Below are 21278 nucleotides of genomic sequence, written 5' to 3'. Positions count from 1 at the left end.
CGATGTACTTTCCTGCCACGGTCATTACGAATAGCTCTGAAACGCGCTTGTCTGCATCACAACCGCTCCTCAAACAGCTTCAAAATCCGTTTGTACTCGTCCATCCAGCTCGTTGGTTCCACGAAGCCGTGATCTTCGACGGGGTACAGCGCCAGTTCCCAATTTTCCTTTTTGAGTTCAATGAGCCGCTGCGACAGCCGGATCGCGTCCTGCACGTGAACGTTCACGTCGACCATGCCGTGGCAAATGAGCAAATGCCCTTTTAGCCCCTCGGCGAAGTTGATGGGCGACGAACGGCGGTACGCCACCGAGTCGGACTGGGGTTCGTTGAGGATGCTGACCGTGTAGGGGTGATTGTAAGCCGCCCAGTCCGTTACAGGTCGTAGTGCGGCTCCGGCCTTGAAAACATCCGGCTGCGTGAACATGGCCATCAGCGTGATAAATCCCCCATACGAACCGCCGTAGATACCGATACGCTTCGCGTCGACGCCCTGCGTCTGAACGAGCCATTTGGCCGCATCAATGTGATCGTCTAAATCTTTACCGCCCATGTACCGGTAGATGCCCGTGCGCCAGTCGCGACCATAGCCCGCACTGGCCCGGTAGTCGATGTCGAGCACGGTGTAGCCTTTGTCGACCAATAGATTATGAAACATATACTCGCGGAAGTACTGACTCCACCACTTGTGCGCGTTCTGTAAATACCCCGCGCCGTGGACGAATACCACACTTTTGCCGGTAGGAGTATCGGGTCTGTACAGCCGGGCATAGATCGTCTGACCATCGCGGGCGGGAATGGTTACCAGCGTTGGGTCACGCCAGAGATAGGCCTTAAACGCGTCGGTTTGGGAACTGGTTAGTTTGATTGCCTTGTCCTCGGTCTGTGTCCTCACCGACCGCACCGACCGGGTTTTACTGGCAACCAGCGACGGTTGACTCACATCTGCTACGTACAACTCCCACGGTTGATTGCTGGACGAATAGCGAATGGCCATTCGGGTTTCGTCGGGCGAAAGCGTCACGTCGTTGGCGCCGGTCATGGTCGTTAGCCGCGTGCGTTCTCCACCGGTGATGGGCATCCGGTAATAGTGCTGTTCGCCGGGATGAACTTCATTGGTTTGGAGGAAAAAGTGCGTTTTGTCTTTTGATAGCTGCACCTGCTGTACCTCAAACTTGCCCGCTGTCAACTGTTTTTTCTCGTTCGTCAGCACATCAACGGTGTAGATATGCGAATAGCCATCGGCTTCCGATTGGAACCAGAGCGTTTGATTATCGGCCAGAAAGCTCATGTTGCCCGTCGATAGCGTTGAGCCAATGCCCGGTCCGGCAACCCAGGCGTCGTCGTGCTGCCGGTCGAGCAGGGTTAGTCTGGGTGTTCTGGCCGGGCCTGCACTCGGGTCTAAGCGCATGATCCACCGGTCTTTGTAATCCACCGACCGCACGACGACGACGCACAACTTGCCATCGGCCGACCAGACCGGGCCGTTAATAATGACCGGGCGGGCTTTTTTCGCGGTGTCGGGTTTGGTCGTACCAGTGGTCTTCAAATAATCAGGCTGGTCATAAATACCCGGAATGCTCCTGACGTTAACTGACCAAACCGTGTCGCGGCCAACGTTATACACGAAAAACTCGTGCGTCGCTTGCGGTGCGCCCACTTTGGTGCGGGCCGGAATCTCTTCCGTGTAGCCCGACTCGGTCACGTAGCTGGGTACCTGAGCCAGTTTAGCATTGGCCGCGCTTTTAGTCAGTCGATACGTCACAAACGTTCCGTCGGGGCTAACCTGCTGGGTGGTCAACTGCCTGCCATTGAGATAAACGGCTTTTGGATGCGGGGGGCGGTCAGCTTTGCTGGTGCGTTCGCCTTCGTCTTTTTTGGCTTTTCGTTCGCTCAGTACAGTCGATAGCCGCAACTGGTCCTGTTTCAAAAACTTCTCTTCGTCGGTGGTTTTTGGCGTTGGTGGCGATTCTCCCGTTCGGAAGTCAGTCAGTTGTGTAAGTTGACCCGTGCTCAGGTCGATGCTGAACAGGTTGGTCACGTTGCGCCGGAAGACTGCCCGTTGTCCATCGCCGGAGAAGACAACATCGGTTTCAGCCTCAACTGTGTTCGTCAACTGACGGGTTGAACCGGATTTAACATCGAGCAGGAACAAATCGCCCTGCCGCTCGAACAGCCGTTGCGTGTAGGTCCGGTTATAAGCCCCCAGGGGAGCGGTTGGCAACCCCCGGCGCTCGATTGGGCTAACTTTGGTTGGCGAAGAAGCGATGAGCGTTTTGCTCCGGCCGGTTGTGAACGTCACCTTGTAAAGTGAGTCGCTGGTAGCTTTGTCCGGATTCCAGTTGAAATAAAGCGTTCGGGAATCGTCGGACCAAAACGGGCTGGTTGGCGACGTGCCAATCCAGACTTTTGGGTCCTGCATAATAGTTTCGACGGTGAGTGGTGGGCGGCTCGCGGAGCCGGTTGGTTTTGGCGCGGGCTGGGCGAGCAGCGATGCCGACACGAAAGCGAAAGACCAGTAGAAAATCAATTTCATTAGACAACAAAGCAAGTAGTGACCAGGAAATAGCGGAAATTAGGAAGAAAACGCCGGAACGCTTACGTTTGACTATGGAAACGACGCTAAATTCAGCCATTAATCCGGCTATCGAACCCATCGTGCGCGAGTTCAAAGCGGCCCTGCAAACCCTGTATGGCGACCGGCTGCATGGCGTGGTGCTCTACGGCTCCTACGCCCGTGGCGATTATGACGAGGAATCCGATATTGACCTGATGGTGTTGCTCAATGATGAACAGGTGAATACGATTGCCGAAGGATTTCGATTGAGCGAGTTGACAATGAATCTAATACTCGATTATGGCAAGGCAGTTTCTCCACTACCCGTAGCGGCTCGAAAATACGCGTCTTCCTTTATGCCGGTTTATGAAAATGCCCGGCGTGAGGGATTACTGGTATGATTGAGTTAATTCAAAAATATTTGAATCATGCCGATGACGCACTCGACGCGGCCGACATATTGCTCGATCATAATCAGGTTCTGGCTTTAGCCAATCGATCTTATTACGCCATATTTTACTGCGCCTGTGCGCTACTACTAACAGAAGGTATAACGACAAAAAAGCACGAAGGGGCCAGGGTTAAGTTTCACGAATTGTTTGTTAAAACAGGAAAGTTTGGAAAGGAAGCCGGTCAAATTATGGAGCGTAATTTTGAAGCCCGTCAGTCGGCAGATTATGACATGGACACGTACATAACCGAAGAACAGGCGCAACTGCTACTAACCGAAGCCCGAACTTTTTATAATCTTACTATCGACTACTTCAAACAAAACCCCGTTGCCTGATTCCGTTTATTTCACGATTCTATGAACTACGTTATTCACGCCTACGACCACACCGATGCCGATGCACTCGACCGGCGCATGGCAGTCCGCCCCGCTCACCTTGACTACGTCCGTCAACTCAAAGCCGATGGTCAGTTTATAGTCGGTGGTGCCCTGCTCGATTCCGAGGGTCGGATGATTGGGTCCATGCTGATGCTCGATCTGGAGACCGACGAACAATTGGCGGATTATTTGAACACGGACCCCTACATTGTACAGGGCGTTTGGGATAAAGTTGACGTTAAGCCCTTCCGCCGGGCGGAGGTTTAAACAGGCAAAATAGTCGTAAGTCGTAAGAGTCAAGGTAGTCGCAAGTGACCGACGTATTCTTAAACCCTTACGACTTCTACGACTTACAACTCTACTTCTACGACTCTCTTTGATACACGCAGCAATATTTGATATGGATGGCCTATTAGTGGATTCTGAACCCCACTGGCGAGCCGCCGAACGCGTCGTTTTTAGTTCGGTTGGCCTGATTCTGACCGACGACGAGTGCAAACAAACGACGGGCATGCCCATTTTAGACGTAGTTAATTACTGGCATACCCAGCGGCCCTGGTCGACGGCCGACGCATCGGGACGGAGCAATGGGCAACTCGCGGATGCCATCACGGACAATGTTCACGAGCGGATTGCCTCCCTCGCCGAGCCGATGCCGGGTGCAGTGGCCGCTATTGAGTTCTTCGCCCGGCGCGGCATGCCAACGGCAATTGCGTCGGCTTCGCCAATGAGCCTGATCGAGGTGGTCGTTGATCGAATTGGCATTCGTTCGCTGCTTACGCTCTGGCATTCGGCCACCCTGGAAGCCCGCAACAAACCCGCCCCGGACGTTTATTTGGGTACGGCCCGAAAGCTGGGTGTGTTGCCCGCCAATTGTGTGGCGTTCGAGGATTCGGGCAGTGGTCTTCTTTCGGCGCACACGGCCGGGATGTCTACCGTAGCAGTACCAGCCGAATTTGAGCGTAATAATCCTAAATTTGACATTGCTGCTGTTAAACTACCGTCGCTGACGGCCTTCAACGAAACCGTTTTTCAACGTCTTAACACACAGCTCTGAACTCTATGCGCCTTTATCAACTCGATGCCTTCACCAACCGGCTTTTTGCGGGTAATCCGGCCGCCGTTGTGCCACTGACCGACTGGCTCCCCGACGAACAAATGCAGCAGATTGCGGCCGAGAACAACCTCGCCGAAACGGCTTTCTACGTCAAAACCGACGGCCCCGCTCAGTACCATATCCGCTGGTTTACGCCAACGGTTGAAGTCGACTTGTGCGGCCATGCTACGCTGGCAACGGGCCATGTTGTTTTTTACTTAGAAGAAAAACCCGACACTGACCAGATCTTTTTCGACTCCCGCAGTGGATTGCTGAAGGTTTGCCGGGGTGAAAATGGCTGGCTCACGCTCGACTTCCCAATCGACGTGGTGCAACGGCCCAATGTGCAGCCGCCCGCCTTACTGACCAGTTTAGGGGAGAAGCCACTGATGGTGTTTAAGGGGAAAACCGATTATATGCTGGTGTACGAAACCCAGGAACAGATTGAAGCCCTGACGCCGGATTTTCGGGAGATGAGCACGGTGCCGGCGCGGGGCATAATCGTCACCGCCCCGGCTAATGCCGATGCTGAAGTTGACTTCGTATCGCGATTCTTTGGTCCACTGTCGGGCATCGACGAAGACCCCGTAACGGGTTCAGCCCACACGACTTTGGTGCCGTACTGGGCCGAAAAGCTCGGCAAAACCGAACTCACGGCCCGGCAAGTGTCGGCGCGGGGCGGCTACCTGAAATGCAAACTCAATGGTGACCGGGTCGATATTGCGGGGCAGGTACAGTTGTACATGAAGGGCGAAATTCTTAATGGACAATGAATAATGTAAAATGAATAATGGCACGAGCAGATTGTTCATTTTACATTATCCATTAAACTCCTTCGTCGATGGATGGCTTGCCGGGTCCGTTGAGTAACAGAAAAATGCTCATCGCGAGCAGGTGCAACGATGGGTACGAATTGGCGTAGGTGTCGCTGATAACGGCGTGGCCGAACACAACCGCTATGGTGAAATTGAATGCCAGTACCGCAGCGGCCCACCGGGTCTGCCAGCCCAGAATCATCAGAATCCCACCAATAAACTCGGCATAAGCGGCCAGAAAGGCCATAACGAGCGGAATTGGAAAATTGAGTTTGGCTAAATAGCGCTCAAACTCCTGCATTTTCTCGAAATTGAAAATATTGTCCTGTGTAAAGTAGATTAGCTGGAAGCCAAACGATAGCCGGAGCATGAACGGCGCGTAGTCGCGAAAACGGCGGAGAGTGTTCATAGAAAGAATTGTTTATCGGTTGCCAAACGTGAGACTGCCCCAATAGCTGTGCCAATCGGCCGACGCCGTATCCTGCGCTGGTATCATTCGCACTACACTCACCATGTTCTGGCCCGCCCGCAGCCGGAACCTGACCCGGCCTTGCGCGTCGGAACGTTGCTTTTCCTCGTAGGGCGGTTGGTCGGCGGGCGCAGTTTGGGCCGATTGGTGAGTGGCAGCGCGGTTCCAGTAGCGAACCAGCGCACCCGACAGCGGTTTGTTCATGAACAGAATTTGAAAATTGGCCGTTTGGCCGGGGCGCTTTGCGTACGGATTCTCAACCGCCATAATCTCCAGCGGCATAGCCGTGTTTTTGGCGAATGTGCCGGTCGGCTTGCTGCCGACCTGCACGAGGGTTTTCACGCAACGCTGGTACAATTCACGGCTGGGCTTAGTGGTTTCGCCCAGTTGCTGGCGGGCCGCAATCACGTTGTCGAGGCCATCCTCTTCGAGGTACAACAGAAAGCTATCGGCTTTCATGGCTAGGGATTTGGGGGTATTGGCAAAGCTGAACAGGTTCGTACCGGGTGTAGTGAGGGTCACCGACACGTCGCCGTAGGTGTCGCCGGACAGGGTAGGAGACAAATCAGTGACTGCAGCGTCGGTATGGTGGCGGTACTGGATGATGCGGTTCTTTTTGCCTTCGGAACGTTCACCTAAAAATCCTTCTCCAACCAGCACCTGAAGGTTGATTTTGTCGCCAACGCGGGCAAAAAACTGGCTCGGCTGTAGCCAGAACTCATGCGCGAACACCACGCTCACGACCATGCTCAACCCAACTGCTACTAAAAACTTTCTCATTATCCTTATTTTTAATAAATCTAAATAACATTACTTTTGCAGTCGGACAACACATAGACAATGGAAACCGAATTCGGTCGTAGAGAAGAAGTGTTCAATACCGTTTCAGTAAAATCTCCCGGCCAGACGAATCCGTTTATTGGTCACGAGTGCGTTTTGAAAACTTGCTGCAAGAAGTACAAAAAGGGCAAACGCTGCAAGAAATGCCCGGACCGTTGATTTACTGCTCCGGCACGTACCAAAACGGAATCTTGCAATACGATTGAACCGTACTGCCCGAGTCGGGTATGGTTACTTCAAGCGTGTTTCTCCCCAATTTCATATTCGTCGGTAACAGCACGGTGGTTATACCGCGCTGGTCGTTATCCGGCCGCTCGGTGAACAGAAAGCCCGGATCGGCATACAGCGAGTCGTTGATGAGCACCTGAAAATAGCGGTTAAGTGCCCCAATACGCCAAGTCGCTCGTTGTTCACGCCGTTCCTTCCGCTTTAAACTATCGGGCCAAAGTGGTTCCTTAAATCGTTTGGTCAATTCTTCATCCAGCAATTTCGGGTAGGCAACAAACAGCCGCACGTAGGGTTCGCGGATGACATCGGCCTGAATGGTCGCCTGGTTCGCCAAAACTGCTTCGGGACGTAAGTTGTCGTAAGCCGTTGACTCAACCACGCTGCCGCCCGCGTTTAAGCTCATAAAGGAGCGACTGTCAAACAATTGGGAACCCCGAACGCGGTTAACGTCAATAAGCATCGTCACGATTTCGACCACCATAAACAGAGCGAAGACAGCTCCCAGCCGTCGGTAGAGTGTTTTTTTAGAAATGTTGCTCAGAAAGGTGTACGTGATGTACTGAGTAGCCTTGCCAACCCCCGGTGTGAGCCAGTAGATGCCATTACTGAGGTGGAAGTATAAAGATGCTACGCGGGGATTGTCACGCCAGGCGGGTATGTTGGCGCAAATGAGAAAAAGCATAAACACGGTATATAACGCTATGAGTACATACCGAAAAATATGTAGGAACGCTGCGTAGGTCGACGAAGATAAAGTCCATTGCAGCATCGTTACGACGGTAATCAGGACGACAGACCCAATGGCGATGACCAAAAACATGAGCGCTACTACCGATGCCAGCGCAAAGATGACGTTGCAGCGCCGGTCGAGCCGGATGACATAGTCGGCCAGCGAACCCAGCCGACGGGCGTACTGTTCGCGGGCGTACTGGCTTAGCATGGCAATCTGGTCGTAGCGGATGCCGCCGGGGTACGCAGCCAGCAGACCGACTAATGACACCCAGAAGGCCCGCATGACGAAGTTGGCCAGGAATGCTCCGAACAACACGTAGCAGGCTGCTTTGCACAAACTAACGATTTGCGTGGGTATTATATCGTGAATGCCACTCTCGTCGGGCATCAGGTTGTAACGGTAATACATCAGTGCATCGTCGAGACCGTCGGCCAGAGTGAGGGTAGCAAACAGCGCTGCGCCCGAGATAAACAGTTCCAGATTCCAACTCTGATTGGTCAATTCGCGGAGTTTTACCTGCGCGTCCGATTCAACTATGGGCGTTTCGGATAAATCTGTTTCAGGAGCCGTCATACAATCTATTGTTAAAACCGTGTTGCAAAATAACGGTTTTGCCCCTTTTTTGCCCTATGAATCTTCAGTATCAACCGCACAATGGCCTGCCTACAGGGGCCCTGCTAACGTCGCTCCTCGACCTGTTAATTACCGTATTTAACAACCAGTCCCGCGACGAACTCATAGCTGACCTCGACTACCACTGCCATCAGGCACCCATGCTAACCCTGCTGGCGCTTGACAATGAACGGGTCATTGGCTGCAAACTCGGTTATGAACGAAAGCCCGGTCATTTTTACAGTTGGCTCGGCTGCGTCGACCCAGCGTACCGGGGGCAGGGTATCGCGTCTGAACTCATGCGTCAGCAGCACGACTGGTGTTGGCAGAACGGTTATCATACTATTCGTACGCAAACCTATAATAAATGGCGCGATATGCTCGTGTTGAACATTCGGGCGGGTTTCGACATCGTTGGTACTTTACAGGGAAAGCGGGGCCTGACCATTGTCTTGGAGAAAAAATTAGTCTAATGGTGTTGTGGATGTATGCATCTCTACATTCACATCCCTTTTTGTAAGCAGGCCTGCCACTACTGCGATTTTCATTTCAGTACCAACCTGAGCCGAAAATCAGCGCTGGTTGATGCTCTTTGCGCCGAGATTGCGCTCCAAAAAGACTACTTGCCCACCAACGCGCTGGAGACAATTTACTTTGGGGGCGGTACGCCGTCGCTGCTGACGGAATCGGAGTTAGGGCAGATTCTCGATACCATTCATGCTCACTTCACTGTATTGCCCGACGGCGAACCGGCCGAAATCACGCTCGAAGCTAATCCTGACGATCTAACACCCGAGAAACTGACGATGCTGCGCCGGTACGTTAACCGGTTGAGCATTGGTATTCAAACGTTTGACGAGGCCACCCTCCGCTGGATGAACCGCGCCCACACCGCCACCGAAGCTGAAACATGCGTCCGGCTGGCGCGGGAAGCGAGTTTCGATAACTTAAGCGTGGATTTAATTTATGGTATCCCGAATCGCCTTGAATCGCTCTGGACGGCCGATTTGCAAAAAGTGCTCGCCCTCAACGTGCCGCACCTGTCGGCTTATGCGCTTACGATTGAACCCGATACGGCTTTCGGACGCTGGGAGAAAACCGGCAAATTGTCCCCTGCCGACGACGAACTGGCAGCCAAACAGTTTGAAGAATTAACAGAAGCACTCACCGGCGCTAACTACGAGCACTACGAAATCTCCAACTTTGCCCAACCGGGTCGGTATGCCCGGCACAACACAGCCTACTGGCAACGACGGCCGTACCTCGGCATCGGTCCGAGTGCCCACTCGTATACGGATCACAGTCGGCAATACAACATCGCTAACAATGCACGTTATATCGCTGAAATCGAGCGGGGGGTGTTACCCGCGACGGTTGAACAACTAACCACTGCTGACCAGGTAAACGAGTACCTGCTAACGGGGCTACGGACGCAATGGGGTTGCTCGGTTGGCGAATTGAACACGTTGCTTGGCGCTGACTTCACCCAGATTCAGGCTCGTGATTTAATGACGCTGTACGCATCGGGCTGGTTGGTACGGGATAATGACCGGCTGCGGTTGACCGAGTCTGGCAAACTCTTTGCCGACCGGGTGGCTGCGACGTTATTTGTGGAGTAGAGCGGGTGGAATGGTCGGTGTTTTGCGGTCAGGACCGACGATTTCTCCGGCGGGCGTTAATAAAAAGGTTAACAGGCCATTCAGGCTACGGTAAAAATCCTCATTTTCGCGCAGCAGCCCCATTTTATGAATCCGCAACGTCCCGGTAATTCGTTACGCAACGTAACTCCCCAACCCCGCCCCAAAGCTTCACACGCGTCGACGCACCGGCTGCAGAAGTCAGGACGCTGGCAAAAAGCCCGCCGGTTCATTCGGGAGCGGCCCCTGCTGGAGCGGGGTTACTGGTTCTGTGTCAAGGCGTTTCTCTGGCTTTTTTTCGGGTCTCTCGGTTACGTCATCGTGCTGAAATACGTGCCCGTTTGGGTAACTCCTTTGATCGTTTCGCGCTGGATGGACACGATTGGTACGAATGAGAGCGGCCACATCTACAAAAAATGGCGACCTTACGACAACATCAGTCGGGAGGCTGCGCTGGCCGTTGTGGCCTCCGAAGATCAGGCATTTCCGACGCACTGGGGGTTCGACTTCGACGAAATTCAGGATGCCATCAAGGAGAACCAACGTCGGAAACGGCCACGCGGAGCCAGTACCATTTCGCAGCAGGTAGCTAAAAACGTGTTTTTGTGGAACGGCCGCAGCTACCTTCGTAAGGGGTTAGAGGTGTATTTCACGGCGCTGATCGAATTGATTTGGGGCAAAAAACGCATTCTCGAAGTGTACCTGAACGTGGCAGAGACCGGCCCGATGACGTTTGGCGTCGAAGCGGCCTCAATGCGGTATCACGGGCACTCGGCCGCTTCGCTCACCCGTAGTGAAGCGGCCCGCATTGCCGCCGTGCTGCCCAATCCCCGCCAGTTTTCTATCAGCCGTCCGTCAAACTACATTCAGCGCCGAACGAGTCAGATTTCCCGGCAGATGCGGGCATTGGGCGGTCAGCGGTACATTCGAAATCTTTAGTAGCATAACCTGACCTGAATTCCACCCGTCCATGAACGCTCAGCCAATCAAGCGATTTTTCGTCAATGTCTGGATATTATTGCGAGACTCGTACAACGGGTTTATTGACGACCGATGTTTGAAATTAAGCGCGGCTCTGGCGTATTACACCGTTTTTTCGCTGGCTCCATTGCTGGTGCTGGTGATGTCGCTGATTAGTATTTTTCTGGGGCAGGAAGCTATTCAGGGGCGAGTCTTTTCGCAAATCAATGGGCTGGTGGGTAATCAGGCTGCCAAACAGATTCAGGACATGATTAAAGCCGTGGAACTGTCGGGCAAAACCAGCACGGCTTTGGTGGTTGGTGTGGTGACGCTGGTGATTGGTGCTACCACGATTTTTGTCGAAATTCAGGATTCGGTCAACCTGATCTGGCGCGTTAAGGCGAAACCAAAACGAGGCTGGCTGAAACTGCTCAAAGACCGGCTACTGTCGTCTTCATTGGTGGTCAGTCTTGGGTTTCTGCTGTTAGTGTCGTTCATTGTCAACGGCTTGGTGCTGGCGCTGAGTGACATGCTGACGCGCTATATTCCCAAATTCGGCATTTTGCTCATCAGTGGGTTCAATTTTATGGTGAGCACGGCGGTGGTTACCGTCTTATTCGCCATTATTTTCAAAGTCCTGCCTGACGCTAAAATTGCCTGGCGGGTTGTGCGCTGGGGTGCGCTCTTCACGGCCTTGCTGTTCATGCTGGGCCGCTACCTGATCGGCTTGTACGTCGAAACAACAACCACCGCTTACGGAGCCGCCGGTTCGCTGATCGTTATTCTGGTCTGGATTTACTACACGGCGGCCATTCTGTATTTTGGCGCTGAGTTTACCCAGGCCTACGCCAATCATTTCGGTGTCAAAATTGAACCAGCTGATTATGCCGTGTACGTCGAACAGATCGAGCGCGAACGGGACGTAGCGGTGATACCAACCCAGGAAAAACTAAACGGAAACCGATGAACAGGCCGAAGAGACTACTAAACGGTACGTGCAACACTTTCCAATAATATGAGTCTATTGTATTTTCTCCTGTAAATCTCTCCGACATGCCCACTGTTGCCCCCACGAGCCGACTTTATTACTTAGACTGGCTTCGAGTGTTAGCGTTCGGTTTATTAATTCCGTACCATGCTGGACTAATTTTTGTGGATTGGGGCTTTCACATTCAGAACCAGCAGCTTACGGAGGATTTTAAGTTGCCTATGTTGTTCGTCAACCAATGGCGGCTACCTCTATTGTTCTTCATTTCAGGTGTCGGTACCCGCTTTGCGCTCAGCCGACGCTCATCGGTCGTATACGTACGAGATCGGATACGTCGACTGCTGATCCCGTTGGTCGCCGGTATCGTGCTGGTTATTCCACCCCAGGTCTATTTCGAACGACTTAACCACGGCATTAACTATCCTTCGTACTGGTCTTTTTATCCCGATTTTTTCAAATCAGGTAATTTTACTTGGAATCACCTCTGGTTTGTGGTGTATTTGCTTGCTTACTCGCTGTTGCTATTGCCACTATTTCTGTGGCTGCGTCAAGGCGGAAACAGGTTGAAAGTAGTATCTCTTTTCACGGCTAATTACGGCTTATTATGGCTCACCCTGCCCCTGCTGCTAACCGAATTGCTACTGCGTAACGCCTGGCCGGATACTCGTAATTTGGTGGCTGACTGGTACAATTTCACGTTCTACAGTCTCTGCCTGATCTACGGTTTTTTCTTGTCGATTTATGAACAAGTTTGGCCCCAGATTGAGAAGAACCGATGGGGGTACTTCGCTTGTGGCGTTATTGCTTTCGGGGCAATTTACTGGGGTTGGCACGCACCCGGAGAAGGGTTTCTGGAAACGACAACTGCTGGCTGGCTGCTTTTTTGTTTCTTTAAATGCTTGAATATTTGGTGCTGGCCTCTGTGTTTTATTGGCTTCGCACGTCACTATTTACGGAAAGGCAACGCCTTTCTGCAATACACGAACGAAGCGGTTTATCCCTTTTATATTTTGCACCAAACGGTCCTCATCGGAATTGGGTATTACATTATTCAATGGCCGGTCAGCATTGGTTTAAAATACATCATTATTGTAGGAGGCACCTTCTTGTGTACCGTTCTTCTGTACGAGTTTGTGATTCGTAGAATTGTTTTGTTTAGGCTGCTATTCGGCTTAAAGTCAAGCCGTTCTGTTAAGGCTGTACCCAGCTACCCTTCGTGATTTAGCGCTCAATACCCGTACCACTCGCCCCACCACGTTGATAAGCTACGCCGGATTTCCTGTTCGCGGGCATTGTGGCCGGGTTCGTAGAGTTTATGACCCTTCAGGTCGTCGGGCAGGAAGTTTTGCCGGGCAAAGTTGCCCTCGTGCGCGTGGGCATACTGGTAATCTTTGCCGTAGCCAATCTGCTTCATTAGCTTCGTGGGGGCGTTGCGCAGATGGAGTGGCACGGGCAGATGCGCCGTTTGTTCGGCTAATGCAATGGCGTCGTCAATGGCTACGTAACTCGCATTGCTCTTGGGCGAGGTGGCTAAGTACACCGCCACCTGGCTCAGAATAATACGGCCTTCGGGCATACCGATGACGCGAAGGGCCTGCACCGCTTCAGAAGCCATAATCAGGGCGGTTGGGTTGGCATTGCCAATGTCTTCCGACGCCATAATCAGCATCCGCCGGGCAATGAACACCGGGTCTTCGCCCGCCACAATCATCCGGGCCATCCAGTACAGAGCCGCATTGGGGTCGGAGCCGCGCAGCGATTTTATAAACGCCGAAATAATGTCGTAATGCTGTTCACCCGATTTGTCGTAGCGGGCAATGTTCTGCTGGGCCACCGCCGTTACGTTGTCGTCGGTGATAACCAGTGACTCCGCCGATACGTGCGCCGAAGCTACCAACTCTAACAGATTCAGTAATTTGCGTCCGTCGCCCCCCGACAGCCGCAGCAGGGCGTCGTATGACTCAACGGTAATCTGCTTCGACCGTAGAAACGCATCCTGCGCAATGGCCCGGTCCACAACCTGAATGAGTTCCTCGCGGCTAAGGGGTTCCAGAATGTAGACCTGCGAACGTGACAACAGGGCGCCGTTTACCTCGAATGATGGGTTTTCGGTGGTTGCGCCGATGAGGGTGATCTGGCCTTTTTCGACCGCACCGAGCAGCGCATCCTGCTGGCCTTTATTAAACCGGTGAATCTCGTCGATGAATACCACTGGCGGAAAAAATCCGCTGGGTCGGCTCAGCACGTCGCGAATTTCTTTGACGCCCGAATTGATGGCGCTCAGGGCCACAAACGGCCGTTTGACGGCTTCGGCCAGTAGCAGCGCCAGTGTGGTTTTTCCAACGCCCGGTGGTCCCCACAAAATCATGGAAGGTAATCGTCCGGCCTCCACCGCCCGGCGCAATCCCCCGTTGGGACCAATCAGTTTACGCTGGCCGATTACCTCATCGAGGGTGCGGGGACGAACCCGCTCGGGAAGGGGCGTTGAGTCAGTAGTCATGTATAGCAACCTTTATCAGTCCACCGCTTTAGCGTTGGAATCACGAATCGTTTCAATAAACCCGCTCACCACCAATCCACGTTTGCCGAACGACTGTCTGCCGTAGTTGCGCGTTCGGCACGGTCATAATGTCGCGGTCGAGTATGACGAAATCAGCCTGTTTGCCGGGGGCGATACTACCGCGTAATTGCTCTTCAAAATTGGCGTAGGCGGCCCAGCGCGTCATGGCCAGCAGGGCCGACTTTCGGTCAACGGCGTTCTCCATCTGGTAACCACCGGCCGGGAAGTTTTTGGCATCCTGACGCGCTACGGCCGAATGAAAACCAAATAGCGGATTGGGAGCCTCTACCGGAAAGTCGCTGCCAAACGCAATCAACCTGTTTTGCTTCATCAGGTCGTTGAACGCATACGCGCCCTTCACCCGAATTGTCCCCAGGCGTTCGGTGGCCCAGTACATGTCCGAAGTCGCGTGGGTGGGCTGTACCGACGGAATAATTGAGTATCGGCCAAATTTCCAGACATCGTCCCGCGAAACGACCTGTGCGTGCTCGATGCGCCACCGCCGGTTGTTGGACTTCTTCAGCAACTTGCCGTACAACTCCAGCATGAGGTGGTTGGCCGAGTCGCCGATGCAGTGCGTATTGGCCTGAAAGTTAGACGCATAGAGTAATTTCGTAACACGCTCTAACTCGGCAGGGCTGAGCAGGAGAAAGCCACCCGTTTCGCGCCGGTCGGCGTAAGGCTGACGCAAACAGGCTCCGCGCGAGCCGAGTGCGCCGTCGGCATAAAGTTTAAACGAGCGCACCGTCAGCCGGTCGGTTTGGAACGGACCGCGTTTCAGAAAGTAATTCATGTTTGGTTCGCCGAGACTGACCATCGCGTAATCGCGGATTTTCAGTTTGCCACTCTTCTGCAAACTGTCGATCAGGTTGATCTCGTCGGGGCTGATGCCCGCGTCCGACACGGTTGTCAGGCCCAGCGAAACACAGGCTTGCTGAGCCGCCAGCAGCATCCGGGTTTTGTCGGCGTTGTCGGGCCGGGGCAGCACCCGCTTAACGAGTTGCATGGCATTGTCGACCAGCACACCGGTTGGTTGGGCATTCGCCAGCACCACTTCACCCCCGGCTACTTTTGAGGTGGCCGTTACCTGCGCCAGCCGGAGCGCTTTTGAATTGACCAAAAGCGCGTGCCCATCGACCCGCGTCAGGGCAACGGGTACGTTCGGGAAGGCCGCGTCTAATTTTTCTTTCGTTGGAAATTCCTGGTCAATCCAATCATTCTGATCCCACCCCCGGCCCGTGAGCCACGTTACCTGCGGATTCTTTCGATAAAACGTTTGCAGTCGTGCAATGACGTCGTCGTAGGATTCGGCCCCAACCAGATCGGCCTGGCTAAGCACTTGGCCCAATCCCAGAAAGTGGGCGTGGGGGTCGTAGAAACCGGGATAAACGGGTTGCCCACCCAAATCTGCGGTGCTGTCGGCGTCGTACTCGCTGGTGAGGCTACTGGCTGAGCCAACGGCCAGGAACGCACCATCTTTGATAACAAAAGCGTCGGCAGTAGAAAAACTCGAATCGGCCGTGTAGATGCGGGCATTGGTAACGAGAAGATCGGCCTTTTTCTTCGATGAGCAGGCCGATAGCGTAATAGCCAGGGTAGAAATGAACAGGAAAACGTATTTCATAGGTGATGGGCAAAGTAAGTCCGCAAGTTAAGCGAAAGTTGCCATGCCCGCCGAACAATGGCATATTCTCGTAAATTTGACCCAGTAGTCGTCGTTAATGTCTGATCAATGAAACTCAACACTTATCTTCTTTTCAGTCTACTCTCCTTTCCGGCCCTTGCCCAACAACCTCAAAATGCCATTCAACGCGTTCAGCAGCGAACGTTTACCATTGCTACTATCCCGCAACCGGGCGAGGTGCTGACGCTCCAACAGGCGATTACGCAGGCTACTGAAAAAAATTACCAGGTTCAGATCAACCGGTCGCAGGAGCAGATTGCCCGCAATAATTACGTGAAAGGCAACGCGGGTTACCTGCCCGTGCTGACGGGTAACGCTACCTCTAACGGAAGTATACAAAACCTTCGCCAGACGTTTCTTGACGCGTTACGTTCTCCATTAGCCATTAATGGCGCCTTTAACCGAACGTCCAATGCAGGTCTTAACCTGAACTACATCGTATTTAATGGGTATGCCCGGTCAGCTACGTATTATCAATTGCGGCAATTGGTACAAATCAGCACTATCTCGACACGCGCCAACATCGAAACAACCGTAGCCGACGTAGCTACGGGCTATTTCGACGTGGTCCGGCAGTTGCAGCGGCTGATTGCGTTTACACAGGCGCTCGATATTTCCCGCGAACGGCTCGAACTGGCCCGCGCCACGTTTGAAGTTGGCACTCGCTCACGGGTCGATTTTCTGAGCGCCCAGGTCGATTACAACACCGACAGTGCGGCCCTGCTGTCGCAACAGCAGTCGCTTCGCAACGTCAAAATATTGCTCAATACGCTTTTGGTGCGCGATGTAGTTACTGAATTTGCCGTTCGCGATACCATCCTGGTCCGACCCGATTTGCAACTTCCCTCGTTGCAACAGTCACTAACGGCCAACAATCCGCAGTTGGTGGCGGCCGTGCTCAACCGTACATTAGCTGATGTGAGTGTACGCTTAGCCAATGCTCAACAATTACCACTCATCACGGCGCAGGCGGGCTACAATCATCAGTGGATCAACAACCAGGGAGGGTTCGGTGTACGGACGGGTCGTGCCTGGGGACCTACCTACAACGTGCAGGCGTCAATTCCCATCTTCAACGGCTATAACCTGAAGCGTCAAATTCAAAACGCCCGTGTGAACACGCTGATTGCTCAAAATCAGGAGGCCGACCAGCGGCTGCAACTTCAGTCGGCGCTTACGCAGACGTATCAGTTGTATCAAAACAGTTTGGCCCTGCTCAATCTGGAAATTCAGAATAATAAATTAGCCAACCAGAACGTAGACATTGCCTATGATCGCTACCGAATTGGCAACTCAACATTTGTGGAATTTCGCGATGTGCAGCGCAACGCCATCAACGCGCAGATTCGTCTGATCGAAGCTGAGTACAACGCCAAAGCGGCCGAAATCGAACTGCTCCGGCTTAGCAGCACCATCACGCAGGAACTTGTTCAGTGAAACAGTTGGTCAGTTAGTAAGTCGTAAAAGTCGTAAGTGGCTGACGCGAAAGACAGTATTGTATAAGCCACTTACGACTTTTACGATTTACTGACTTACGACTAATTACGTTATGCCTTACACAAAAAAAGAATACCCTGATTCGCTCCGGTATTTTATGGCTCCGGTTCGCAACAAAGCCATCGACATTGCCAATGCGCTGCTGGCCGAGGGTAACGATGAGGGCAAAGCCATTGCCATCGCTACGGCCAAAGCCGAAGAGTGGGCGTTGAAACGAAGTATTAAGGTGCGCAAAGACAACGCGCCGGAGAATAAAAAGTAGAATCTCTTTTCACCTATGCCCGATCCTGTTCAGCCCTTCGATTGGGAACGAATGCTCATCGACCAGTTCCCGTGGACGTATCTCGGCGAAATAGCGTTTCGGACGGTGTTTATGTTTCTGGTGCTGCTGACGGCCCTGACCATATCGGGTAAGCGCGAAGTGCGGCAGTTGTCCATTTATGAACTGGTGTTGCTGATTGGCCTGGGGTCGGCTGCGGGCGATCCCATGTTCTACCACGATGTACCACTGAGTTCGGCAGTGGTCGTATTTGTGGTGATGATGGGCTGCTACAAATTGGCGACTTACATTAGCGACCGGAATAAACCCATACGGGAAGTACTCGAAGGTAAGGCCGTTTATGTCATTGAAAACGGCTGTATCCTGACCGAGAATTTCGACCGTGAAGATATAGGGCGCGACGAGATGTTTGCCGACTTGCGGGCCGCAGGCATTGAGCAACTGGGACAAGTACGGATCGCTATTTTGGAAGCGGATGGTCAATTCAGCATCTTCGAGTTTTCTCCGGACGAGGTACGACCAGGATTGCCGATTCTACCCAGAGAAATCAGTCGACACACCGAACAAATTAACGGTCCGGGCCGCTATGCCTGCTGCAACTGCGGGAACGTGCAATCGTTCGAGGAGCCTGCCATCCGTTCAGTCTGCCCGCGTTGCAGCCAGCCGGTTTGGGTCAGGGCAATTGGCTAAGCGCAGCCGGTCTCACGCCAGTTCCTTTTTGACCGATGGCTCCTTAACTGCCTTTTTGACCTGATCGCTCAGGAACTTCAGCAGCAGTTTTTCGACACCGTCCAAACCGTGCGGACTGGTTTGCCGAAAACGAGCCTTTTGTTTAATGTATGGATTCAGATCCTGGCACTCATAAGCCTCCAGAATTTGCGGATGCACGTAATGTTTGCGGCAAACGGTGCGGGTGTTGCCCAGCCGGTGTGACACGTCGTCCAGCACCGTATTTACATTTTTCTTTAGTTCCTTCTCCGACTCACACGGCTCCAACTCCACCAGCAACCGCAATGCATTGACGGTGCCGGCCCAGGTGCGGAAATCCTTCGCCGAAAAGTCGTCACCCATGGTTTCTTTCAGGTAGTCGTTCACCATGCCCGAGTCAATTGAGCTTCGGTTACCGGCTTCGTCGAAGTACTGAAACAGCTCTTTGCCCGGAATGTCGCGGCAGGCTTTCACCAGCTTGGCCAATCGGCGGTCGTGTAGGGTTATATCGTGAAAAATCCCTTTTTTGCCTTTGAAGCTAAACCGCACTTCGCCCCCTTCCGCTTTCACGTGCCGGTCTTTAAGCGTAGTCAGGCCATAAGAACCGTACTCCTTCTCATAAGCCGCGTTGCCCACCCGAATCAGTGTTTGCTCCATCACGCTCAGAGCAACGGCAATTACCTTCTCGCGGGTCAGTTCTGGCTGCGTCAAGTCCTTCGCTAACCGCGCCCGTAGCAGCGGCAGGGCTTCACCGAATGCTACCATGCGGAAAAACTTGGTTTCGCTCCGAATAGCATTCCAGTTGGCGTGGTAGCGGTACTGTTTGCGATTTTTGGTGTCGATGCCGGTAGCCTGTAAGTGCCCGTTTTGATCGGGACTGATCCAAACGCGCTCCCAGGCGGGCGGTAGAGCCATGCTACGAATGCGGACCAAGGTCGTCTCGTCGTCGATTAAGTCACCCTTCGGATCGACGTACGTGAACTGGTCGCTGGTGCGCTGGCGGCCGATGCCGGGCATAGTATCGGTCATGTAGCGCAACTTAGCTGCTTTGGCCGTTTGCACCGGGTCTTGTGCTAATGCTAATAAATCCACTTTTGTTAGGTTTGATGTATCAAACTCGCCGTGCCGCCCGTTGGTTATCACGCTCGGCTGCTTTCCCAAAAAACCACAAAGCCAGGGCGCTGATGTAATGATAAAAGTCGGTGGGATGAATGAACCCATCGAAGGCATCGGCTTTGGTGGCCAAACCCATCATCATAGCCGCCAGCACTATCCATAAGCCCCGTTTATTACGTTGGAGCAGCGAAAAAACCGCCAGCAGCATCAAAACAAGAATGCCCAAGGAAGGAACGATTGGTGTGAAAACTCGAACGTTGGGCAACAGCAGGCTGATAAACAGGAACAGGCCGAAAATAACCGCTGAAACAAAGCTAAGCAGGGAAAGTATGCGCTGATTGAGCAGGGCATAAACCGCCGTTACGACGCAGACAACGCCTAAACTATTGGACAAAACGATCATTGATCGGTGCAGCGGCTTGAGCAGGTCGTTGCCAGCGTACTGCAACACACCAATCAGCGCTGTCATTGACGTAATTAGCAGAAAGAAGCCCCACAGCAGCCGGTTGAACAACGAAATGCGACCAAAATAATGCCAGAATACCCCAATGCCCGCCCCTGCCAGAATAGAACCGGATAGAATGTGCGAAAAAATCATCACGTAATTTACGAAGATTCGGCTACTTTTGCCACCCAAAGGCCCTGGCCATTTACTAAGAAAATGGGGAAGCTTACGACTGCATCCCGTGTTGCATAATCAACAGCTAATGGTCTTCATTCGACGTTCCGCATTCCCAAAACTAACCGCATTGCCAACGATTTACCAACCGTCATGTCTGTTTTAGTAAACAAAGACTCCAAAGTTATCGTCCAGGGTTTCACTGGCTCGGAGGGCAGTTTTCACGCCCAGCAGATGATCGAATACGGCACCAGCGTTGTTGGGGGCGTAACACCCGGAAAAGGGGGACAAACGCACCTCGACCGACCCGTGTTCAACACCGTTCAGGAGGCCGTTGACGAAGCCGGGGCCAACGTATCAATCATATTTGTTCCGCCCGCGTTTGCTGCCGATGCCATTATGGAAGCGGCTCAGGCTGGTATTGCCGTCATTATCTGCATTACGGAAGGTATCCCAACCGGCGACATGATTGCCGTCAAAAACTACCTCAGCGACAAAGACGTGCGGCTGATTGGGCCCAACTGCCCCGGTGTTATGACGGCCGAGGAGTGTAAAGTGGGCATCATGCCGGGCTTCATCTTCAAGAAAGGCACCATCGGCATCGTATCGAAATCGGGTACGCTGACCTACGAAGCGGTCGATCAGCTCACTAAAGCCGGGCTGGGCCAAAGCACCGCTATCGGCATTGGGGGCGACCCAATCATTGGCACCACGACCAAGCAAGCCGTTGAACTGCTGATGAACGACCCCGATACGGAGGCCATCGTGATGATTGGCGAAATTGGTGGGGGTATGGAAGCCGAAGCCGCCAACTGGATCAAAGCCGACGGTAATCGCAAGCCCGTTGTGGGCTTTATTGCCGGTCAAACCGCTCCCAAAGGCCGCCGGATGGGCCATGCCGGTGCCATTGTAGGTGGAGCCGACGACACCGCAGCCGCCAAAATGGCCATCATGCGGGAATGCGGCATCCACGTCGTTGAGTCGCCCGCGCTCATTGGTGATACCATGCTGAAGGCATTAGGTAAATAAAGGGTGAATGAGTGAATGGGTGA

The 21278-nt window shown here is 53.1% G+C and carries 22 protein-coding genes; 14 read left to right on the top strand and 8 right to left on the bottom strand.

All coding sequences use genetic code 11. The annotated features are described in order from the left end of the window. Positions 1 to 56 precede the first annotated feature (56 nt). Positions 57 to 2534 (bottom strand): S9 family peptidase, encoded by a 2478-nt coding sequence (locus ACYVHB_RS07830; protein ID WP_461051147.1) that lies wholly within the window; start codon positions 2532 to 2534, stop codon positions 57 to 59. Between the two features lie 74 nt (positions 2535 to 2608). Here ACYVHB_RS07830 and ACYVHB_RS07825 point away from each other — a divergent pair, with 74 nt between their 5' ends. From ACYVHB_RS07825 to ACYVHB_RS07805, 5 genes are all read left to right on the top strand, one after another. Further along, a complete protein-coding gene (locus ACYVHB_RS07825) occupies positions 2609 to 2956 on the top strand; it encodes a nucleotidyltransferase domain-containing protein (protein ID WP_461051146.1) in 348 nt (115 codons plus the stop codon). Next, the gene (locus tag ACYVHB_RS07820) at positions 2953 to 3342 is read left to right on the top strand and encodes a HEPN domain-containing protein (protein WP_461051145.1); all 390 of its coding nucleotides are present in this window, start codon (positions 2953 to 2955) and stop codon (positions 3340 to 3342) included. Before ACYVHB_RS07825 ends, ACYVHB_RS07820 begins: the two co-directional genes overlap by 4 nt. Positions 3343 to 3363: 21 nt before the next feature. Further along, positions 3364 to 3651: a YciI family protein gene (locus ACYVHB_RS07815; protein ID WP_461051144.1), complete on the top strand. Its 288-nt coding sequence runs from the start codon at positions 3364 to 3366 to the stop codon at positions 3649 to 3651. A 109-nt stretch (positions 3652 to 3760) separates the two neighbouring features. Further along, the gene (gene hxpB, locus ACYVHB_RS07810) at positions 3761 to 4441 is read left to right on the top strand and encodes a hexitol phosphatase HxpB (RefSeq protein WP_461051143.1); all 681 of its coding nucleotides are present in this window, start codon (positions 3761 to 3763) and stop codon (positions 4439 to 4441) included. A 5-nt stretch (positions 4442 to 4446) separates the two neighbouring features. Next, entirely contained in the window at positions 4447 to 5253 is an 807-nt protein-coding gene (locus tag ACYVHB_RS07805) for a PhzF family phenazine biosynthesis protein (RefSeq protein WP_461051142.1), read from the top strand. A 52-nt stretch (positions 5254 to 5305) separates the two neighbouring features. Here the strand turns inward: ACYVHB_RS07805 and ACYVHB_RS07800 are convergent, their stop codons facing one another. The 3 genes from ACYVHB_RS07800 to ACYVHB_RS07790 all read right to left on the bottom strand — a co-directional run bounded on the left by ACYVHB_RS07800 (position 5306) and on the right by ACYVHB_RS07790 (position 8138). Beyond that, positions 5306 to 5704: a DoxX family protein gene (locus ACYVHB_RS07800; RefSeq protein WP_461051141.1), complete on the bottom strand. Its 399-nt coding sequence runs from the start codon at positions 5702 to 5704 to the stop codon at positions 5306 to 5308. A gap of 12 nt (positions 5705 to 5716) precedes the next feature. Beyond that, entirely contained in the window at positions 5717 to 6544 is an 828-nt protein-coding gene (locus ACYVHB_RS07795) for a DUF4198 domain-containing protein (protein WP_461051140.1), read from the bottom strand. A 220-nt stretch (positions 6545 to 6764) separates the two neighbouring features. Beyond that, positions 6765 to 8138: a hypothetical protein gene (locus ACYVHB_RS07790; protein ID WP_461051139.1), complete on the bottom strand. Its 1374-nt coding sequence runs from the start codon at positions 8136 to 8138 to the stop codon at positions 6765 to 6767. A gap of 56 nt (positions 8139 to 8194) precedes the next feature. Between ACYVHB_RS07790 and ACYVHB_RS07785 the strand changes: the two genes are divergently transcribed. From ACYVHB_RS07785 to ACYVHB_RS07765, 5 genes are all read left to right on the top strand, one after another. Then, positions 8195 to 8650, top strand: a complete 456-nt coding sequence (locus ACYVHB_RS07785; RefSeq protein WP_461051138.1) for a GNAT family N-acetyltransferase — start codon at positions 8195 to 8197, stop codon at positions 8648 to 8650. Between the two features lie 15 nt (positions 8651 to 8665). Next, positions 8666 to 9796 carry a radical SAM family heme chaperone HemW gene (hemW, locus tag ACYVHB_RS07780; RefSeq protein WP_461051137.1) on the top strand — a complete coding sequence of 377 codons (1131 nt, stop codon included), beginning with the start codon at positions 8666 to 8668 and terminating at the stop codon, positions 9794 to 9796. A 126-nt stretch (positions 9797 to 9922) separates the two neighbouring features. Then, on the top strand, positions 9923 to 10753 hold the full coding sequence (mtgA, locus tag ACYVHB_RS07775) for a monofunctional biosynthetic peptidoglycan transglycosylase (protein ID WP_461051136.1): 831 nt from the start codon (positions 9923 to 9925) through the stop codon (positions 10751 to 10753). A gap of 31 nt (positions 10754 to 10784) precedes the next feature. Beyond that, the gene (locus ACYVHB_RS07770) at positions 10785 to 11741 is read left to right on the top strand and encodes a YihY/virulence factor BrkB family protein (protein WP_461051135.1); all 957 of its coding nucleotides are present in this window, start codon (positions 10785 to 10787) and stop codon (positions 11739 to 11741) included. 86 nt (positions 11742 to 11827) lie between these two features. Further along, on the top strand, positions 11828 to 12982 hold the full coding sequence (locus tag ACYVHB_RS07765; RefSeq protein ID WP_461051134.1) for an acyltransferase family protein: 1155 nt from the start codon (positions 11828 to 11830) through the stop codon (positions 12980 to 12982). Positions 12983 to 12990: 8 nt separating this feature from the next. On the opposite strand, the gene ACYVHB_RS07760 is transcribed toward ACYVHB_RS07765, so the two are convergent. Further along, complete coding sequence (locus ACYVHB_RS07760) at positions 12991 to 14262, bottom strand: replication-associated recombination protein A (RefSeq protein ID WP_461051133.1); 1272 nt, start codon at positions 14260 to 14262, stop codon at positions 12991 to 12993. Between the two features lie 52 nt (positions 14263 to 14314). Next, on the bottom strand, positions 14315 to 15946 hold the full coding sequence (locus ACYVHB_RS07755; protein ID WP_461051132.1) for an amidohydrolase: 1632 nt from the start codon (positions 15944 to 15946) through the stop codon (positions 14315 to 14317). Between the two features lie 108 nt (positions 15947 to 16054). Between ACYVHB_RS07755 and ACYVHB_RS07750 the strand changes: the two genes are divergently transcribed. The 3 genes from ACYVHB_RS07750 to ACYVHB_RS07740 all read left to right on the top strand — a co-directional run bounded on the left by ACYVHB_RS07750 (position 16055) and on the right by ACYVHB_RS07740 (position 18473). Continuing rightward, positions 16055 to 17443, top strand: a complete 1389-nt coding sequence (locus ACYVHB_RS07750; protein ID WP_461051131.1) for a TolC family protein — start codon at positions 16055 to 16057, stop codon at positions 17441 to 17443. Positions 17444 to 17555: 112 nt separating this feature from the next. Further along, positions 17556 to 17765, top strand: a complete 210-nt coding sequence (locus ACYVHB_RS07745; protein ID WP_461051130.1) for a DUF2188 domain-containing protein — start codon at positions 17556 to 17558, stop codon at positions 17763 to 17765. A 15-nt stretch (positions 17766 to 17780) separates the two neighbouring features. Beyond that, positions 17781 to 18473: a DUF421 domain-containing protein gene (locus ACYVHB_RS07740; RefSeq protein WP_461051129.1), complete on the top strand. Its 693-nt coding sequence runs from the start codon at positions 17781 to 17783 to the stop codon at positions 18471 to 18473. Between the two features lie 12 nt (positions 18474 to 18485). Here the strand turns inward: ACYVHB_RS07740 and ACYVHB_RS07735 are convergent, their stop codons facing one another. Together ACYVHB_RS07735 and ACYVHB_RS07730 are read right to left on the bottom strand one after the other, a co-directional pair. Then, positions 18486 to 19583: a DNA topoisomerase IB gene (locus ACYVHB_RS07735; protein ID WP_461051128.1), complete on the bottom strand. Its 1098-nt coding sequence runs from the start codon at positions 19581 to 19583 to the stop codon at positions 18486 to 18488. Between the two features lie 19 nt (positions 19584 to 19602). Next, the gene (locus ACYVHB_RS07730) at positions 19603 to 20205 is read right to left on the bottom strand and encodes a DUF6962 family protein (protein WP_461051127.1); all 603 of its coding nucleotides are present in this window, start codon (positions 20203 to 20205) and stop codon (positions 19603 to 19605) included. A 174-nt stretch (positions 20206 to 20379) separates the two neighbouring features. Between ACYVHB_RS07730 and sucD the strand changes: the two genes are divergently transcribed. Further along, complete coding sequence (gene sucD, locus ACYVHB_RS07725; RefSeq protein WP_461051126.1) at positions 20380 to 21255, top strand: succinate--CoA ligase subunit alpha; 876 nt, start codon at positions 20380 to 20382, stop codon at positions 21253 to 21255. Positions 21256 to 21278: the final 23 nt, after the last annotated feature.

It is taken from the genome of Spirosoma arcticum (assembly GCF_054779955.1).
This window is presented reverse-complemented; position numbering and strand designations above follow the sequence as displayed.

What these genes read in the sequence shown, in the direction of transcription:
- mtgA (WP_461051136.1), top strand. Translation starts at nt 9,923, where the DNA reads ATGAATCCGCAACGTCCCGGTAATTCGTTACGCAACGTAACTCCCCAA.
- ACYVHB_RS07765 (WP_461051134.1), top strand. Translation starts at nt 11,828, where the DNA reads ATGCCCACTGTTGCCCCCACGAGCCGACTTTATTACTTAGACTGGCTT.
- ACYVHB_RS07740 (WP_461051129.1), top strand. Translation starts at nt 17,781, where the DNA reads ATGCCCGATCCTGTTCAGCCCTTCGATTGGGAACGAATGCTCATCGAC.
- ACYVHB_RS07750 (WP_461051131.1), top strand. Translation starts at nt 16,055, where the DNA reads ATGAAACTCAACACTTATCTTCTTTTCAGTCTACTCTCCTTTCCGGCC.
- ACYVHB_RS07785 (WP_461051138.1), top strand. Translation starts at nt 8,195, where the DNA reads ATGAATCTTCAGTATCAACCGCACAATGGCCTGCCTACAGGGGCCCTG.
- ACYVHB_RS07820 (WP_461051145.1), top strand. Translation starts at nt 2,953, where the DNA reads ATGATTGAGTTAATTCAAAAATATTTGAATCATGCCGATGACGCACTC.
- ACYVHB_RS07805 (WP_461051142.1), top strand. Translation starts at nt 4,447, where the DNA reads ATGCGCCTTTATCAACTCGATGCCTTCACCAACCGGCTTTTTGCGGGT.
- ACYVHB_RS07800 (WP_461051141.1), bottom strand. Translation starts at nt 5,704, where the DNA reads ATGAACACTCTCCGCCGTTTTCGCGACTACGCGCCGTTCATGCTCCGG.
- ACYVHB_RS07815 (WP_461051144.1), top strand. Translation starts at nt 3,364, where the DNA reads ATGAACTACGTTATTCACGCCTACGACCACACCGATGCCGATGCACTC.
- ACYVHB_RS07790 (WP_461051139.1), bottom strand. Translation starts at nt 8,138, where the DNA reads ATGACGGCTCCTGAAACAGATTTATCCGAAACGCCCATAGTTGAATCG.
- ACYVHB_RS07830 (WP_461051147.1), bottom strand. Translation starts at nt 2,534, where the DNA reads ATGAAATTGATTTTCTACTGGTCTTTCGCTTTCGTGTCGGCATCGCTG.
- ACYVHB_RS07795 (WP_461051140.1), bottom strand. Translation starts at nt 6,544, where the DNA reads ATGAGAAAGTTTTTAGTAGCAGTTGGGTTGAGCATGGTCGTGAGCGTG.
- ACYVHB_RS07755 (WP_461051132.1), bottom strand. Translation starts at nt 15,946, where the DNA reads ATGAAATACGTTTTCCTGTTCATTTCTACCCTGGCTATTACGCTATCG.
- ACYVHB_RS07745 (WP_461051130.1), top strand. Translation starts at nt 17,556, where the DNA reads ATGCCTTACACAAAAAAAGAATACCCTGATTCGCTCCGGTATTTTATG.
- ACYVHB_RS07825 (WP_461051146.1), top strand. Translation starts at nt 2,609, where the DNA reads ATGGAAACGACGCTAAATTCAGCCATTAATCCGGCTATCGAACCCATC.
- hemW (WP_461051137.1), top strand. Translation starts at nt 8,666, where the DNA reads ATGCATCTCTACATTCACATCCCTTTTTGTAAGCAGGCCTGCCACTAC.
- sucD (WP_461051126.1), top strand. Translation starts at nt 20,380, where the DNA reads ATGTCTGTTTTAGTAAACAAAGACTCCAAAGTTATCGTCCAGGGTTTC.
- ACYVHB_RS07730 (WP_461051127.1), bottom strand. Translation starts at nt 20,205, where the DNA reads ATGATTTTTTCGCACATTCTATCCGGTTCTATTCTGGCAGGGGCGGGC.
- ACYVHB_RS07760 (WP_461051133.1), bottom strand. Translation starts at nt 14,262, where the DNA reads ATGACTACTGACTCAACGCCCCTTCCCGAGCGGGTTCGTCCCCGCACC.
- ACYVHB_RS07770 (WP_461051135.1), top strand. Translation starts at nt 10,785, where the DNA reads ATGAACGCTCAGCCAATCAAGCGATTTTTCGTCAATGTCTGGATATTA.